We start from the raw sequence: 14,725 nt of genomic DNA, 5'->3' as shown, positions 1-14,725 counted from the left end.
TTAACGCCGATGGGCCAGCGAACGCACCAGCCGGTCGCCCAGGCTCTGCACACCCTGCACCAGAATGACCAGCACCACCACGGTGGCGACCATCACTTCATTGTTGAAACGCTGATAGCCGTAACGGATCGCCAGATCACCGAGGCCGCCACCGCCAATCACCCCGGCCATGGATGAAAAACCGATCAGCATCACCAGCGTCAGAGTGATCCCCGCCAGCAACGCGGGCAGCGCTTCGGGCAACAGCACTTTGCAAATCACATGACGGATATCGCCACCCATGGCGAGGATCGCTTCGATTCGGCCCTTGTCGACTTCATCCAGGGCGTTCTCGACGATCCGCGCAAAAAACGGAAACGCGCCGATGGTGATCGGCACTACCGCAGCGGTGCTGCCGAGGGTGGTGCCGACCACCAGTCGGGTCAGCGGAATCAGTGCAATCAACATCACCACAAACGGCAGCGAGCGCCCCAGATTGACCAGCGAACCCAGCGCGGCATTGAGCCGTGGCAGCGGCCACAGTCCGTCGCGGCGACTGACAAACAGCAACACCCCGAGCGGCAAACCGATCAGCAGCGTGAACAGCCCGGCAAGCAAGACCATGTACAGGGTTTCGCCGGTGGCGTTGAACACCAGTTGCAGGATTTCATCCCAGTTGATCGCGCGGTTCATGACTGGGCCGCCCGCACGCCGTATTGCTTGAGGAAGCTGAGCCCGGGGATGTCGTGGCCGAGCGGCAGGCCGCAGGTCGGACGCAACGAAGTGCCGAGACTCGATTGCGCATCGGCGAGCAATCGCGGCACCGGGCCGGACTCGACCAGGCGACCGTCCGCCATGTACGCCGCGTGATCGCAGATCGACTTGACCACGTCCAGCTCATGGGTGATCAGCACAATGGTCACGCCCAATTGCCGGTTGATGTCGCGCAGCAAGTCAAGAATCGACGTGGTGGTTTCCGGGTCCAGCGCACTGGTGGCTTCGTCCGACAGCAGATACGCAGGCTCGGCAGCCAGCGCGCGGGCGATCCCCACCCGTTGTTTTTGCCCACCGGACAACTGCGAGGGAAAGGCTTGCGCCTTGTCAGTCAAACCGACCAGTTCCAGCAGTTCGCGCACCCGCACATGGCGCCACGGTTTGCCGACGTTGGCGATTTCCAGCGGCACGGCGATGTTGTCGAACACGGTGCGCGAGTGCAGCAGATTGAAGCCCTGGAAGATCATGCCGATGCGCTGACGCTGGCGGCGCAGGTCGCTGGCAGACAGCGTCAGCAGGTCCACGCCGTCGATCAGGATCCGCCCGCTGTCCGGGCGTTCGAGCAGATTGAGACAACGCAACAGGGTCGACTTGCCTGCGCCGCTGCGCCCGAGAATGCCGTAGATCGCGCCGTCGGGAATACTCAGCGACACCTGATCCAGTGCTGGTGCCGGCGCCGACGGGTAGGTCTTGCGCAACTGCTCGACGACGATCATGGCTTGCCATCCTCCACCGGAATCACCGAGCCCTTGAAGTTATCGCTGATGTACTTCGCCACTTGCGGCGAGGTCAGGTCTTTGGCCAGTTGCGCAATGCGCGGATCGTTCTGCAGTGTCGGCGTGGTCACCAGAATGTTGGCGTACGGATTGTGCTCGGCCTTCTCCAGCCCCAGCGCATCCTGGGCCGGCACCAGTCCGGCTTCCAGCGCGTAGTTGCCGTTGATCACCGCAAGGTCGACGTCGTCCAGCGCCCGAGGGATTTGCGGCGATTCGATTTCCAGGATCTTCAGCTGTTTCGGGTTCTCGGCGATGTCCTTGGGTGTGGCCTGATCGGCTGCCGGATCCTTGAAGCCGGGCTTGAGTTTGATCAGGCCGTTGTCCTGCAACAGGTACAGCGCACGGCTCAGGTTGGTGACGTTGTTGGGCACGGCGACGGTGCCTTTTTCCGGCACCTCGGCGAAGCTTTTGTGCCGGCGCGAATAGATGCCCAGCGGCTCGATATGCACCGTGGCGGCCACCGCGAGTTTCTGCCCCAGCGCTTGTTCCTGGGATTTCAGATACGGCAGATGCTGGAAGTAATTGGCATCGACATCGCCATGCACCAACAGCTCGTTGGAGTTCACGCCGTTGGGAATCTCGATGACCTTGAGCTTGAGTTGCGGATCGATTGTCTGGATGTACGCGAGAATCTGCGCGTGGGGCACCGGGTCGGCAGCCACGCGCAACGGCTCCAGTGCCTGCGCGCCGAACGAAGTCACCAGCGCGCCGAGCACGGCCAGGGTCAAACCTGCTTTTTTCAACATGTGCGGAGTCCTTGAGCGAGTGATGAATCAGGCGTTGGCGGTTTTACGAGCCGGTGCGGCGGGCATCAGCGCGTCGGCATAGAAGCGCCGGGCGACGTCGGGGTGCGAACGCAACCGACCCTTGAGGTAGTTCCAGCCGACATCGCGAAACAACGGATTGAGCGGATCACTCGCCGGGCCACGCGCTTCGCGCAGCAGCGCGGTGGGCAACGGATACAGCGGCACCACGGCATCGAGTTGCGCGCCGAGGAAGAAGGCGATGGACAAGCGTTCGCTGCCTGCGGGCGGCGACACCACCCGATGCACCGTGGCGCGCAGATAGCCGTTGGTGGCCAGCTCCAGCAGTTCGCCGATGTTCACAACCAGCGTGTTGTCGCGGGGCAGCGCATCGATCCAGCGCCCTTCCTCGACCTCCACTTGCAGACCGGTCTGCTGGTCTTGCAGCAGAAAGCTGAGGAACCCGGAATCCTTGTGCGCGCCGACGCCCTGCTGACTCGCGCTGGCGGCCTGGCCTGGATAGCGCATCAACTTGATGTGTTCGTTGGGCTTGTCGCCGTATAACTGATCGAACGCGTCCGCCCGCAGCGACAGCGCCTGGGCGAAGGCACGCAGCAGGCGCAACGCCATGCGCGTCATCGCCTGTTGCCATTCGAGCAGCAGCGGTTTGAGCTCTGGCAGCGCCGCCGGCCATTGGTTGGGCCCCTGCAAGCGCGCCCACAACGGGCTTTCCGCGTCCAGCGGCAACGCTTCGCGCTCGGCGCCGAGATCGAACTGCTCACGCCAGTCGGGTTGACCACGGGTGATCTCGGAAGCGGCACGGTTGTACCCGCGAAAATGCGGCGAATTGATCATGCCGACGGCGTTTTTTTCGTGCTCGGACAAGGCGAAGAACTGCCGGGCGTGATCCTGCACCTGCTTGAGCAGGTGGCTGTCGATGCCATGGCCGGTGAGATAGAAAAAGCCGACGTCACGCGCGGCGTGACGCAGGTTTTCAAGAAATTCATAACGCTGCTGCGCGGTGCCTTCGAACAACGAAAGGTCCAGCGTCGGCAGCGTGGTGATATCGAGGGTATGCGGCATGATTCACTCCCGTGTGAACCAAACCTGAAGAGCCTTTGATCGATTCAGCGTGTGCCGTCATGGCAATCGGGGGTCTATCGGTTTGATGCGTTTGATTCGTCGTGAGACAAAACTAAACGATCTTAAAAACCACGAACAAATACCCTTTTTGCATTAGCTTAGGCCTGACGCTCAAGTTCGCTGTCATCACGCGACAGCTCTCCCGCTTCAACTGATCAACGTGCCGGGTCATAAAACGGTTCGACCGCCACCCGGCTGCCGACAAAGAAACTGTCAGCCACCAGCCGCAGTGGCTGCAGATCGACGTCGCTGGCCCGATCGCCAATCAGTTGCCGGAAGTGTCGATACACCGCGGTGTACTCGCCCTCTTCCGACACCACTTGGCGCACGCCGTCGATGCTCAGCAGCGCCCCGCCGTTGTCCAGGCGCAGCACCCCTTCGGCGCAGCGAATCTCGATGCTCCAGAGTTCGTCGTGACCGTGGTCGAAATCGAACTCGGCCTGCACGTCGAGTCGGTTCGCGTCGGACATCTTGATCGACGCGGCAATCGGCGACTGGCAGTTTTCCGGTACGCGCAGTTCGGCGGCTTCGACAAACAATGGCTGCGCCAGCAAACGGGTGACTATCGATAAGGCATTGATGCCCGGATCGAAAACGCCCAGACCACCGGGTTGCCAGATCCACGTCTGCCCGGGATGCCACTTGCGCACGTCTTCCTTCCAGTCGATCTGCACGCTTTGCAGTGTGCGGCTGGCGAGCCAGTCGCGGGCGGCTTCGATACCTGGGGCGTAGCGCGAATGCCAGGCGAACAACGCACTGACACCCTGCTGCTGCGCTTGACTGACCAGGGTCATCGCCTCGCCCAGCGTGGCGCACGGCGGTTTTTCCACCAACACATGTTTGCCGGCGGCCAGCGCCTGCTGTACCAGAGCGAATCGACCTTGCGGCGGCGTACAAAACGCGATCGCATCCACCTCGGGGCCGTTCTCCAGCAACTCGCTCAACGAGTGAAAGTTCTCCACCCCGGCGCAGGATTTACCTTGCGTGGCGACCGCCACCAGACGAAATCCGGGATTCGCGTTGATCGCCGGAACATGTTGATCCTGGGCAATCTTGCCGTAGCCCACCAGACCGAGACGGATCGGTTGCATCAATGACTCCTGTTTTTGTCTTGTTGTCGTCAGCGAATGCGCAGATTAGCCGTAAACGTCAGGGAATACCCAGCTGAGTCTGATCAAAAAAACGCAGACGCCAACGCTCGGTTCATCGCGCCGGGTAGTAACGCTGATGCAGCGGCGCAAACAGAGAAAGCCTGCTTTTCAGGGCAGGCTTTCACGTTCACAACGCTGCAATCACTTCTGCTGAGCGGTCAACGCCGAGTAACTGTTCATCAGGTTCCGGTAGTTCGGAATCCGCTGCGACAGCAGATTGCCCAGCCCTTCGATGTCGTTGCGCCAGTCGCGGTGCAGCTCACAGGCGACCGAGAACCAGTTCATCATTTGTGCGCCGGCCTGGGTCATGCGGCTCCAGGCGGCTTGCTGGACGGTGGTGTTGAAGGTGCCGGAGGCGTCGGTGACGACGAATACATCGAAGCCTTCGGCCAGTGCCGACAGGGTCGGGAACGCGACGCAGACGTCGGTCACGACACCGGCGATGATGATCTGCTTGCGGCCGGTGGCCTTGATCGCCTTCACGAAGTCTTCGTTGTCCCAGGCGTTGATCTGGCCTGGACGGGCGATGTATGGCGCGTCCGGGAACATTTCCTTCAGTTCCGGGACCAGCGGGCCGTTGGGGCCTTGTTCGAAACTGGTGGTGAGAATGGTCGGCAGGTTGAAGAATTTCGCCAGGTCGGCCAGCGCCAGGACGTTGTTCTTGAACTCGTTCGGCGAGAAGTCCTGAACCAGAGAAATCAGACCGGTCTGGTGGTCGACCAGCAGGACTACGGCGTCGTCTTTGTTCAGGCGGTTGTAGGTTGCAGTGCTCATGTTTGAATCCCTTTTCTTGGTTGAGGTAGTTGGCGTTGCGTTGAACATGGGCACAGATTACTGACACGACCGGAACCGATAAATCGGTTGAAAAGTGTTTCACTGTCAACTCATAACGGACAATCCTGGCGACACAACACAGGCTTGCCAGCCTCCAACTCAATCCGCCTCGGGAATTGGTTTGGCGATCATCAAACTGTACGGTGCCCGGTTCAGGACCCTCTCCACCGTTGCGCCAATCAAGTTGAGGCCTTGCGGGTAGGCGGTGCCCCATAACCCTGTGGGAGCGGGCTTGCCCGCGAAGGGTTCATTCCAGGCAACATCTCAAATGGCTGACACACCGCTTTCGCGAGCAAGCCCGCTCCCACACTGGATCTCGGCAGGCCGCCATTCCTGAGTTCACCGCATAACCCTGTGGGAGCGGGCTTGCTCGCGAAGGGGTCATTCCGGGCAACATCTCAAATGACTGACGCACCGCTTTCGCGAGCAAGCCCGCTCCCACGATGATCTCGACAGGCCGCCATTCCTGGGTTCACCTCACAATCCTGTGGATGAAGTTATGAGCTAATAACGCCTTCATTAAACCGTCTTTCAAACGTTGTACTAGGATAGGATCCACTTCCTGACATTTGCGCCGACCAGGGAACATGCTCGACGCAGGTCAGGAATGGGACTGTTTCACCTGCAACTCATGGATGATGTTTATGAATTCACACCTGTTTCCCCACATCGGTAAAGTCATTGCGAGCACCGGCAGCCGGCACTTTCCGCGGATGCTGCATGACCTGATCCAGACACAACTGGCGGTCGACGCCACACACATTCGCCAGATGCGCGTCGAGCCGGTGGGCCGCCCCGCCCATCGCCACCCGCCGGAAACCGGCCAAGACTCGGCCCAGCAGGCTGAAACGGTATTCTGCGAACAGATTGCCGCACGCTCGAGCGAGCCAATGGAGCCGCCAGCCGGGGCCAGCGCCGACGCCTCACAATTGCACCTGACCCGGCGCAAGGACGGCTACCGCTACGTGATTTCGGTGTATCGCAACGACCAGTCGCAACGGTTCTCGGCTCAGGAGCAGAGTTTGTTGCAGGACATTTCTCCGGTGCTGTTGCCGATGCTGGAAAAACACATTCACGCCCTGCAACCCCAGCAGGCCAACACCGAAGACCCGTCGCCCAGCGCTGACGGCGCGCAACAGGGCCTGGAAAACCTGCGGCTGCGCTTCAACGAGCGTTTGCAGCAACTGGGCCTGAGCCTGTCCAATCGCGAAACCGAAGTGTGCATTGGCCTGCTCGCCGGGCGAACTGCGCCGGAGCTTGCCGAGCAGTTGCAGTTGAAGGTCAACACGGTGGAAAGCTACCTCAAGCGCGCCGCAATCAAACTGGGGATCAGCGGCCGGCATTCGTTGATGCGCTGGATGTATTCGCCTGAACATACCGCCACCCTGCCCGGTTCACCCCACGCCGCTTGATGGTGCCCGATCTGCAGGAACTGCCGCTGCGAGCAAGCCCGCTCCCACATCGAAATGCGCTGAGCCGATGGTTACAGCAACACCCGGCTAAAACTGTGGGAGCGGGCTTGCTCGCGAAGAGGCCGTGTCAGGCACTTAAGGTGTTGGCAGGCACACCGCATTCGCGAGCAAGCCCGCTCCCACATCGGTATGCGCTGAGCCGATGGTTACAGCAACACCCGGTTAAAACTGTGGGAGCGGGCTTGCTCGCGAAGAGGCCAGAACTGTCAGCGCCTATTCCTTGGGCACAACATTATCCAGCGCCTGATTCACCGCCAACTCGCCCAGCATCACCACTTGGGCAATGCCCAACACCATATTACGGCTCGGCCCTTCCAGCGTGCCGGCGAAATCGCCGAGCATGACCGTGGCAGAGGCCAGGGATTCGCAGGCGTTGGCCAGCAGGGATTCGGTGTCGGTTTGCGGGTTGACCAAGAACATGCTGCTGGGGGTGTACGGCGTTGCCATGATGTTTGCGGGCGCGAGGTAGTGGTCGAGGGCGCGTTCGGCGGCTTCGTGGAGTTTTCTGGAGTTGAGGGATTCGTAGGGTGATACCGAGTCTGTGGCCGGCGGATTGGGTGGGGTTTCGGACATCAGCAGGAACTCCGATCAAGGTACTTTGGAAGAATGACTTCGTGTAGGAGCTGCCGAAGGCTGCGATCTTTTGATCTTGTTTTTAGAAGCAAAATCAAAAGATCGCAGCCTGCGGCAGCTCCTACAGGGGACCGGGTGATTAGTTCGGCACGCGGCGGCCGTCCAGTACCCGGTTGACCATCAGTTCACTGAGCATGATCACCTGATGCAGCATCAGCATGGCCCGGCGCTGTGAGTTGTCGACGACATCGCCAATATCGCGGGCCATGTCGCTGGCGGCGGCTAACGATTCGCAGGCTTCGACGAGCAAGGTTTCCTCGTCCACGGTGGGGTCGATGAGGAAGATTCTGTTCGCCTTGCATGACGAGGTTGAAGGGATCGAGATCTTCAGTGCGCCGGGGTTGAGGTAGAAGTTGATGGCGCGGTCGGTTGCCGCTTTTATCTTCTGCGGGTCGAGGGCTGGGTCGTACGGGATCGAGGTGTCTGGGGGGTTGGGTGTGGCTTTGAACATGGATGTACTCCTATTGCAGTTATTCAGGAGCCATCACTCTCGCTACCAAACGAGGGGTGGTGGCCATACGCGGGTTGGTAGACCGGCTGCAATAGGAACCCGGCGCTCACGAGTGAGCCCCACGCATGACCACCATAAAACCGAGCCCCGCAAAGGGACTGCAAAGGTGTTGCCATACAGCTATTACAGACGGGCTACCAAACCCGATCACTGATTTTCAGTGACAGGGAAACGATAAGCCCGTCGCATAGCCGTGTAAGCCGGCGGATTCTGGCGTACGCGTAGGTAACGGCGCAAGGCGTTGTAGCCGGTATGGCGTAACGGTTCATGTACTTTAAACGTGGTTGCGGGGTTAGGTTTATATGCGCGGGAGTATCGAGAGTTACCCTGTTGTTTTGATGTTGTCTGGCAGGCCGCTTTCGCGAGCAAGTCGAATCGTCGCACCGCCGCTCCCACAGTTGGAATGAGTGCATTCAGGTGGGAGGTTGGTCGGTTGGCAGGCCGCCATCGCTGGCAAGCCAGCTTCCACCATTTGATCGAGTGCATTCAGTCAGGGACTGGTCGACTGTGAGGCCGCTTTCGCGAGCAAGCCCGCTCCCACAGTTGGAATGCGTGCATTCATTTGGGGATTGGTTGGCTCTAAGGGCGTCATTGCTGGCAAGCCAGTTCCCACAGATTCAGGCAGTGGGGGGGCGCAACACCAGCGCAAACAGTTCGCCATGCCCGTTCACATTGAGCTTGTGATAGAGATTGCGCCGATGCACCTTCACCGTCTCCGGCGAGATGCCCATCTGCTGGGCGATGGCCTTGCTGGAAAAGCCCTGCAGAATCAGCCGCGCGGTGTCGACTTCGCGGGTGGTCAGGCGCGCATCGAAGCGATCGAGCAGCGTTGCCAGATCCCCCGCCACCGGCTCGGTGCCGGTCCCTTGTGGCGGCAACAGCTGCACGTGTCGGCGCATCGCCGCCAACACCCAGTCGCGCACACACAGCAGACGGCCCTGCTCCGCCAGATCGAAAGCCGTCGAGCGTCCGAGTGACAGGCCAAGCACGCCGCCCTCGATGTTGATCATGAACTGCAACTCGTCCTCACCGACCACCGAGCGAAAGTAGCTCTGGTAATACTCGCTGTGCAGAAACTGGTCCGGCGCCACCGAGGCCAGGCTGTGCAGGCCGTCGGCGATGCCGGTCGAGGCGGTTTGGTAGAACGGATCGAGCAGGTACATGCCAGCGGTGTAGCCGGCCAGTTCTTCCTGCTCGTCGGCGCGGCCCTTGCTGTCGAAGTCGATCAGCAATTGCGGTGCCTGCCCCGCTTTCATCAGTGCCACCAGCGCGTTGTCCAGCGGCACCAGCAGGCGCAGCGTGTCGACCAGCGCGCGCCAGAAAGCGTCCTGGCCGACGGCGGCAAACACCCGCGCCAGACTTTGGTGCACCGGCAACTCCTGCAACAACGCGTCCACGCTCTACCCCTTTTGAGTAACCCATGATGGGAATGGGTCAGGCGTGCCCGCCCCGATAGGCTGAGCACTCCTGTCAATTACCGGCCTGCCGCAGGCCAGGAGTGCCGCATCATGCGTTGTCGTCGTGGCTATATCAACCGGGGCATCAACCTTGGCCTGCTCGCCTGTTTTGGCGTCGCATCCGTCGCCAGTGCCGCCGACGCACCGAGCGTGCACGTCTACAACTGGTACGACTACATCGGCCCCACGACCCTGGCTGACTTCAAGCGCGACAGCGGCATTCAGCCGGTTTACGACACCTTCGACAGCGCCGAAGTGCTCGAAGGCAAACTGCTGACCAGCCGCAGCGGTTACGACGTGGTGGTGGCGAGCAACTTCAGCCTGCCGACGCTGATCAAGGCCGGCGCCCTCGCCCAGCTGCCTCGCGATCAACTGCCGGGCTGGAACAATCTGGACAGCGATCTGCTGAGCAAACTGGCCAACAACGATCCCGGCAATCAATACGCCGTGCCTTATCTGTGGGGCACCAACGGCATCGGCTACAACGTCGACAAAGTGCGCGCCGCGCTCGGCGACAACGCGCCGCTGGATTCGTGGGATCTGGTGTTCAAGGAAGAGAACCTCGCCAAGCTCGGCCAGTGCGGGGTGGCGATGCTCGACTCGCCGTCGGAGATGCTCCCGGTGGCCCTGCACTACCTGGGCTTGCCGCCCAACAGCACCAACCCCGAGGACTATCAGAAAGCCGAAGCGCTGCTGCTCAAATTGCGCCCGCACATTGCCTACTTCAACTCGTCGAAATTCATCAGTGACCTGTCCAACGGCAACATTTGTGTGGCGGTGGGCTGGTCCGGGGCGATGCTCGAAGCCAAGACCAACGCCGAGCAGGCGCACAACGGCGTGAAGATCGCCTACAGCCTGCCCAAGGAAGGCGCGCCGGTGTGGTTCGACACGCTGGTGCTGCTCAAGGATGCGCCGAACCGCGCTCAGGGTCTGGCGTTCATCGACTACCTGCTGCGCCCGGAAGTGATCGCGCCGGTCAGTGATCACCTGTCGTACCCCAACGGCAACCGCGCCGCGACGCCACTGGTGGCTGCGGCCACCCGGGATAACCCGGCGGTGTATCCGTCGGCCGCGGCGATGGCCACGTTGTACACCCTGGAACCGCTGCCCAAAGCCACCGAACGCGTGCGTACGCGGGTGTGGAGCAAGGTCAAGAACGGCCAGTAACCCCAACACATTTCCCCTGTAGGAGTGAGCCTGCTCGCGATGGCGTCTTTGAATTCAACATCTTTGTTGATTGGCTCACCGCAATCGCGAGCAGGCTCACTCCTACAAAGTCCGTGAGTCCTTCAGATTTTTACAGAGAGACAAAACATGAAACCTCGTGCCCGTGACCTCAACATCCGCATCGGCCAACTGCAACCCGGTCCGCTCAACGCCATCACCGACGTCCCCGGCGTGCGCGTCGGCCACAGTAACGTGCGTGGCCGCAGCGACAGCGGACGTGACATCTGCACTGGCGTCACAGTGATCGAACCGCGCCGCGGCTCGACCAACCAGCAACCGTGCTTCGCCGGGGTGCATGTGCTCAATGGCAATGGCGATGCCACCGGCCTTGAGTGGATTCGCGAGGCCGGGCTGCTGACCAGTCCCATCGCCTTCACCAACACCCACAGCCTCGGCGTCGTGCGCGATGCGTTGATTGCGCTGGATCGCCAACAGCAACCGGACGACGGGCGCCTCTACTGGAACATGCCGGTGGTGCTGGAAACTTTCGATGGCTTGCTCAACGACATCAACGGTTTTCACGTCAAACCCGAGCATGTTGCCGAGGCGCTGAGTTCCGCGCATGACGGCGCAGTAGAAGAAGGCGCCGTTGGCGGCGGCAGCGGCATGATCTGCCATGAATTCAAGGGCGGCATCGGCAGCGCGTCACGCCGTTTGAGCAGCGCTCAGGGCGGCTGGACGGTGGGCGCGATCGTCCAGGCCAACCACGGCATTCGCAGCGAGTTGCGGGTCGACGGTTATCCGGTGGGTCGCTACATGGAGCAGGTGGATTCGCCGTTCCTGCGGGCTTCGCTGCCGCATCCTGGCATGGGTTCGATCGTGGTCTGCCTGGCCACCGACGCACCGCTGCTGCCGCATCAATGCACGCGTCTCGCGCAACGCGCCAGCCTCGGTCTGGCGCGCAGCGGCGGCGGTAACGAAGACCACAGCGGCGACATTTTCATCGCCTTCGCCACCGGCAACGATCACGTGCCGCCCGCCGCCTACGAGGGCAAAGGTGCGCCGACCTGCGACGGTTTGCGCATGGTCAACAATGACCACATCAGCGAGCTGTTCCTGGCCGCCACCGAAGCAGTCGAAGAAGCGATCATCAACGCCCTGCTCGCCAGCGAGAGCACCGCGGGCAACGGGCATGCAGTGCCTGGGCTGGATAAGGAAACTCTGCTCGCCGCCCTCGCCAAGGCCGGCTGGCCCGGCGCCCGCTGACCTGTTGGAGCTGCGGCACGCTGCGATCTTTTGACCTTGCTTTCATAAATCAAAAGATCGCAGCCTTCGGTAGCTCTTACAGGAGGTGCGACTCAGGTGAACATCTGGGCGCCGATATGTCGCGCCGTTTGCAGATGCTCCTGCGGATCACGCACCTCCGACTCCACCATCAGCGTCGAGCTGACCACCGTCGCCCCGCTGTAATCGAAAATCCCGTGTTCGATCTGCGCCTTCATCGCCGGGCCATAACCGTGGCGTTCGTAGGCGCGTTCATCGGCCCCTGCAAGGCCGACCAGATGCACGCGCAAGCGCTGCAGCTTCTTCACATGCTTGAGGTCGCCAGCGAAATCAAACGCCCAGCCATTGCTGAACACCCGATCAATCCAACCCTTGAGCAACGCCGGCATCGACCACCAGTACACCGGGAATACCAGCACCAGAGCGTCGGCCCGATCAATCCGTGCCTGTTCCGCCAATACGTCGGCTGGCGGCTGCGCCTCGCGGTGATGCACGGCGAAATCCGCTGCGCCGAACACCGGCTGAAATCCCTCGGCGTACAGATCGGCGAATTCCCGGGTATTGGCAGGGTTGGCGCTTGTCAGGCCCTCGGCAATCTGCGTTGCCACGCTGTGGGTCAGCGAACGCGGTTCGTGATGCGCCACAACAATCAATGCGTGCATGGTCATTCTCCTGTAAGTTTGCGCTGACCAAGGGCTATATACTCTTGGTAAGTTACGAACAGTAAGTTACGTTTGGTATATAAACAATGTCAACCACAGAAATGACCGAAGCCGATTCCCCTGCCCAACCGCGACGTCGCCTGTCGCGCGAAGATCGCAACCGCCAGTTGCTCGACGTCGCCTGGCAGATCATTCGGGCCGAGGGCACCGATGCCCTGACCCTGGGTTATCTGGCGGACAAGGCCGGGGTGACCAAACCGGTGGTCTACGACCACTTCACCACTCGCTCGGGCTTGCTCGCGGCGCTGTATCGCGACTTCGATACTCGCCAGACTGCGGTGATGGATGCAGCGATCGACCAGTGCCCGCCAACGCTCATCGACACCGCGACGGTGATCGCCACGGCGTACGTCGATTGCGTGTTATTGCAGGGCAATGAGATTCCGGGGGTGATTGCCGCGCTGGGCAGCACGCCGGAGCTGGAAAAGATCAAGCGCGACTACGAGGCAATCTTCCTCGAAAAGTGCCGCAGTGTGCTGCAACCGCTGGCCGCTGGCGGGCAAATCACCCAGGCCGGTTTGCGCGCGATGCTCGGTGCCGCCGAGGCGTTGTCGAATGCTGCCGCCAGTGCTGAAATCAGTGCCGGGCAAGCGAAGGACGAATTGTTCGCCACCATCATCGCAATGGTGGAACGGGCCGCCGCCCGTGCGACTAGCGGTACTTGAGTCAGCCCCCGCGCGTTCCCATGATGAAGGTACGCAGGCGCTTGACTCCTGAGCGACTGCGTAGGGAACGGGTGTTCTGAACCCCAAATCAAGCCTGTTCCCTGTTTCATGCGCAGCTTGAGCCTCATGGGCTCTACTTCTCCCCATCAAAGAGCCTTGAGGCTCTTTTTTTGTCCGTTTTTTGCGCCGGACTCAGGACTCAGTGCAACGTCAGGCGCTGACGGACAAATTCTTCGACGTGACGGGTAGTTTGATCCAGATGCCGGTCGCGCTGTTTTTCGGCATCGAGCATCGCGCGCTTGCCGTTTTTCTGCAGCAGGTAGGTGTGGATCTGCTGCACTTCCAGCGAGCGATAGATCGGTGTGGTGTCGATGAAACCGCGCAGGCCATTGCTGCGGTAATGCCGGGTGCTCATCAACACTTGGGTTTCGCGCGCGCCGATCACCTCGAAACCCAGCGCCTCGAAGTACGGCACTTTGCCGACACTGCAGGTCAGCTCGGCGTGCGGATAACGGCCGATCATCTCGCCGATCATTGCCCGCGCCACGCCCTGGCGCCGATAACCTTCGCGCACGGCCATGTAGGCGACGCTGCACGCTTCCCAATCGCCTTGCACCGGCAGGTACAAGAGGAAACCTATGACCCGCTCCGGGTCGTCCTCGGCCGTCGCCACCAGCAATTCCACCTCGGTGCCCTTCTCGCCATTCAGCGCTTCCAGATACAGATGCACCTCATAGCCGACCGCGTACTGATAGACGTTGTACAGCAGATTGCTCGGGCCAAGACCGACCGCGCTGATGTCGGTCAGGTAATCGACCACCAGTTGCAGAATCTGGCTGTTGACGCTTTCGGGGCATGGGGATTTGTAGTGGGTGATGCGTGGCATGACAGCTGAACTCCGACGAAAAACCGCGACATCATACCGTGTCCCGACGCCTGCCACCGTCGCAGGAAATACCGAAGCAAGCTGACGGTTGACCTGAAGAAAATTTCATCTGCCAAGGCTCGGATCTTTCGTCGATTTGGCGTCCAATTCTTCAGCTGCGTTCACTTTTTTCACGCAGGCCTTGAGGAGTTGTCATGAGCGTTTTGCGTTCACTGTTCAAATGGCGAAAAACCCTGTTGCTGGTGCCTGTGACACTGGAGGCGCTGGCCAGTGCGCCAGCGTTTGCCCAGCAGGTGGTGATCGTTCAGCAAGCCCCGCCGCCGATGCGCATGGAAGTGATGCCCGGCCCGCGCCCCGGTTATGTCTGGGATCAGGGCCATTGGCGCTGGGAAGGACGCGGCTACGTGTGGATGCCCGGTCATTGGCAACCGGTGAGGTACGGCGCGCACTGGCGACCAGGCCACTGGCAGGCGCGCGGTCCTAACTGGTACTGGGTCGAAGGCCACTGGGCCCGGTGAACCCGCTCGG

General features: G+C 61.0%; 16 protein-coding genes. 5 read left to right on the top strand and 11 right to left on the bottom strand.

What is annotated here, in order from left to right; all coding sequences use genetic code 11:
* The 6 genes from LVD08_RS16320 to ycaC all read right to left on the bottom strand — a co-directional run bounded on the left by LVD08_RS16320 (position 1) and on the right by ycaC (position 5,340).
* Positions 1-672 (bottom strand): methionine ABC transporter permease, encoded by a 672-nt coding sequence (locus LVD08_RS16320; protein ID WP_247268649.1) that lies wholly within the window; start codon positions 670-672, stop codon positions 1-3.
* Positions 669-1,469, bottom strand: a complete 801-nt coding sequence (locus LVD08_RS16315; protein WP_247268648.1) for a methionine ABC transporter ATP-binding protein — start codon at positions 1,467-1,469, stop codon at positions 669-671. The genes LVD08_RS16320 and LVD08_RS16315 overlap by 4 nt, the downstream gene beginning before the upstream one ends.
* On the bottom strand, positions 1,466-2,275 hold the full coding sequence (locus LVD08_RS16310; protein WP_247268647.1) for a MetQ/NlpA family ABC transporter substrate-binding protein: 810 nt from the start codon (positions 2,273-2,275) through the stop codon (positions 1,466-1,468). Before LVD08_RS16310 ends, LVD08_RS16315 begins: the two co-directional genes overlap by 4 nt.
* A 27-nt stretch (positions 2,276-2,302) precedes the next feature.
* On the bottom strand, positions 2,303-3,355 hold the full coding sequence (locus LVD08_RS16305) for an isopenicillin N synthase family dioxygenase (protein ID WP_027614159.1): 1,053 nt from the start codon (positions 3,353-3,355) through the stop codon (positions 2,303-2,305).
* Positions 3,356-3,570: 215 nt separating this feature from the next.
* A complete protein-coding gene (locus LVD08_RS16300) occupies positions 3,571-4,506 on the bottom strand; it encodes a Gfo/Idh/MocA family protein (protein WP_247268646.1) in 936 nt (311 codons plus the stop codon).
* A gap of 201 nt (positions 4,507-4,707) precedes the next feature.
* Positions 4,708-5,340 carry an isochorismate family cysteine hydrolase YcaC gene (ycaC, locus tag LVD08_RS16295; protein WP_007966399.1) on the bottom strand — a complete coding sequence of 211 codons (633 nt, stop codon included), beginning with the start codon at positions 5,338-5,340 and terminating at the stop codon, positions 4,708-4,710.
* A 704-nt stretch (positions 5,341-6,044) separates the two neighbouring features.
* On the opposite strand from ycaC, the gene LVD08_RS16290 reads away from it, so the two are divergent.
* The gene (locus LVD08_RS16290) at positions 6,045-6,812 is read left to right on the top strand and encodes a helix-turn-helix transcriptional regulator (protein ID WP_247268645.1); all 768 of its coding nucleotides are present in this window, start codon (positions 6,045-6,047) and stop codon (positions 6,810-6,812) included.
* 273 nt (positions 6,813-7,085) lie between these two features.
* Here the strand turns inward: LVD08_RS16290 and LVD08_RS16285 are convergent, their stop codons facing one another.
* The 3 genes from LVD08_RS16285 to LVD08_RS16275 all read right to left on the bottom strand — a co-directional run bounded on the left by LVD08_RS16285 (position 7,086) and on the right by LVD08_RS16275 (position 9,413).
* Positions 7,086-7,445: a DUF6124 family protein gene (locus LVD08_RS16285; RefSeq protein WP_247268644.1), complete on the bottom strand. Its 360-nt coding sequence runs from the start codon at positions 7,443-7,445 to the stop codon at positions 7,086-7,088.
* Positions 7,446-7,584: 139 nt separating this feature from the next.
* A complete protein-coding gene (locus LVD08_RS16280; RefSeq protein ID WP_247268643.1) occupies positions 7,585-7,956 on the bottom strand; it encodes a DUF6124 family protein in 372 nt (123 codons plus the stop codon).
* A gap of 677 nt (positions 7,957-8,633) precedes the next feature.
* Positions 8,634-9,413, bottom strand: coding sequence for a helix-turn-helix transcriptional regulator (locus tag LVD08_RS16275; RefSeq protein WP_247268642.1), 780 nt, complete (start codon positions 9,411-9,413; stop codon positions 8,634-8,636).
* Between the two features lie 111 nt (positions 9,414-9,524).
* Between LVD08_RS16275 and LVD08_RS16270 the strand changes: the two genes are divergently transcribed.
* Positions 9,525-10,640 (top strand): polyamine ABC transporter substrate-binding protein, encoded by a 1,116-nt coding sequence (locus tag LVD08_RS16270; RefSeq protein ID WP_247268641.1) that lies wholly within the window; start codon positions 9,525-9,527, stop codon positions 10,638-10,640.
* Positions 10,641-10,787: 147 nt separating this feature from the next.
* A complete protein-coding gene (locus LVD08_RS16265) occupies positions 10,788-11,906 on the top strand; it encodes a DmpA family aminopeptidase (protein ID WP_247268640.1) in 1,119 nt (372 codons plus the stop codon).
* 92 nt (positions 11,907-11,998) lie between these two features.
* On the opposite strand, the gene LVD08_RS16260 is transcribed toward LVD08_RS16265, so the two are convergent.
* Positions 11,999-12,586, bottom strand: a complete 588-nt coding sequence (locus LVD08_RS16260) for an NAD(P)H-dependent oxidoreductase (protein ID WP_247268639.1) — start codon at positions 12,584-12,586, stop codon at positions 11,999-12,001.
* Between the two features lie 86 nt (positions 12,587-12,672).
* Here LVD08_RS16260 and LVD08_RS16255 point away from each other — a divergent pair, with 86 nt between their 5' ends.
* Positions 12,673-13,311: a TetR/AcrR family transcriptional regulator gene (locus LVD08_RS16255; RefSeq protein WP_247268638.1), complete on the top strand. Its 639-nt coding sequence runs from the start codon at positions 12,673-12,675 to the stop codon at positions 13,309-13,311.
* A 199-nt stretch (positions 13,312-13,510) separates the two neighbouring features.
* Here LVD08_RS16255 and LVD08_RS16250 read toward each other — a convergent pair whose 3' ends face one another.
* A complete protein-coding gene (locus tag LVD08_RS16250; protein WP_115990153.1) occupies positions 13,511-14,197 on the bottom strand; it encodes a GNAT family N-acetyltransferase in 687 nt (228 codons plus the stop codon).
* Between the two features lie 194 nt (positions 14,198-14,391).
* Between LVD08_RS16250 and LVD08_RS16245 the strand changes: the two genes are divergently transcribed.
* On the top strand, positions 14,392-14,715 hold the full coding sequence (locus LVD08_RS16245; protein ID WP_247268637.1) for a YXWGXW repeat-containing protein: 324 nt from the start codon (positions 14,392-14,394) through the stop codon (positions 14,713-14,715).
* The last annotated feature ends 10 nt before the right edge of the window (positions 14,716-14,725 follow it).

This window comes from Pseudomonas sp. YL2 (assembly GCF_023063025.1).
GTDB classification, from domain to species: Bacteria; Pseudomonadota; Gammaproteobacteria; order Pseudomonadales; family Pseudomonadaceae; genus Aquipseudomonas; species Aquipseudomonas putida_A.
This window is presented reverse-complemented; position numbering and strand designations above follow the sequence as displayed.

Coding starts and splice junctions, on each gene's coding strand:
- LVD08_RS16320 (WP_247268649.1), bottom strand. CDS start 672: ATGAACCGCGCGATCAACTGGGATGAAATCCTGCAACTGGTGTTCAAC.
- LVD08_RS16315 (WP_247268648.1), bottom strand. CDS start 1,469: ATGATCGTCGTCGAGCAGTTGCGCAAGACCTACCCGTCGGCGCCGGCA.
- LVD08_RS16310 (WP_247268647.1), bottom strand. CDS start 2,275: ATGTTGAAAAAAGCAGGTTTGACCCTGGCCGTGCTCGGCGCGCTGGTG.
- LVD08_RS16305 (WP_027614159.1), bottom strand. CDS start 3,355: ATGCCGCATACCCTCGATATCACCACGCTGCCGACGCTGGACCTTTCG.
- LVD08_RS16300 (WP_247268646.1), bottom strand. CDS start 4,506: ATGCAACCGATCCGTCTCGGTCTGGTGGGCTACGGCAAGATTGCCCAG.
- ycaC (WP_007966399.1), bottom strand. CDS start 5,340: ATGAGCACTGCAACCTACAACCGCCTGAACAAAGACGACGCCGTAGTC.
- LVD08_RS16290 (WP_247268645.1), top strand. CDS start 6,045: ATGAATTCACACCTGTTTCCCCACATCGGTAAAGTCATTGCGAGCACC.
- LVD08_RS16285 (WP_247268644.1), bottom strand. CDS start 7,445: ATGTCCGAAACCCCACCCAATCCGCCGGCCACAGACTCGGTATCACCC.
- LVD08_RS16280 (WP_247268643.1), bottom strand. CDS start 7,956: ATGTTCAAAGCCACACCCAACCCCCCAGACACCTCGATCCCGTACGAC.
- LVD08_RS16270 (WP_247268641.1), top strand. CDS start 9,525: ATGCGTTGTCGTCGTGGCTATATCAACCGGGGCATCAACCTTGGCCTG.
- LVD08_RS16265 (WP_247268640.1), top strand. CDS start 10,788: ATGAAACCTCGTGCCCGTGACCTCAACATCCGCATCGGCCAACTGCAA.
- LVD08_RS16260 (WP_247268639.1), bottom strand. CDS start 12,586: ATGCACGCATTGATTGTTGTGGCGCATCACGAACCGCGTTCGCTGACC.
- LVD08_RS16255 (WP_247268638.1), top strand. CDS start 12,673: ATGTCAACCACAGAAATGACCGAAGCCGATTCCCCTGCCCAACCGCGA.
- LVD08_RS16250 (WP_115990153.1), bottom strand. CDS start 14,197: ATGCCACGCATCACCCACTACAAATCCCCATGCCCCGAAAGCGTCAAC.
- LVD08_RS16245 (WP_247268637.1), top strand. CDS start 14,392: ATGAGCGTTTTGCGTTCACTGTTCAAATGGCGAAAAACCCTGTTGCTG.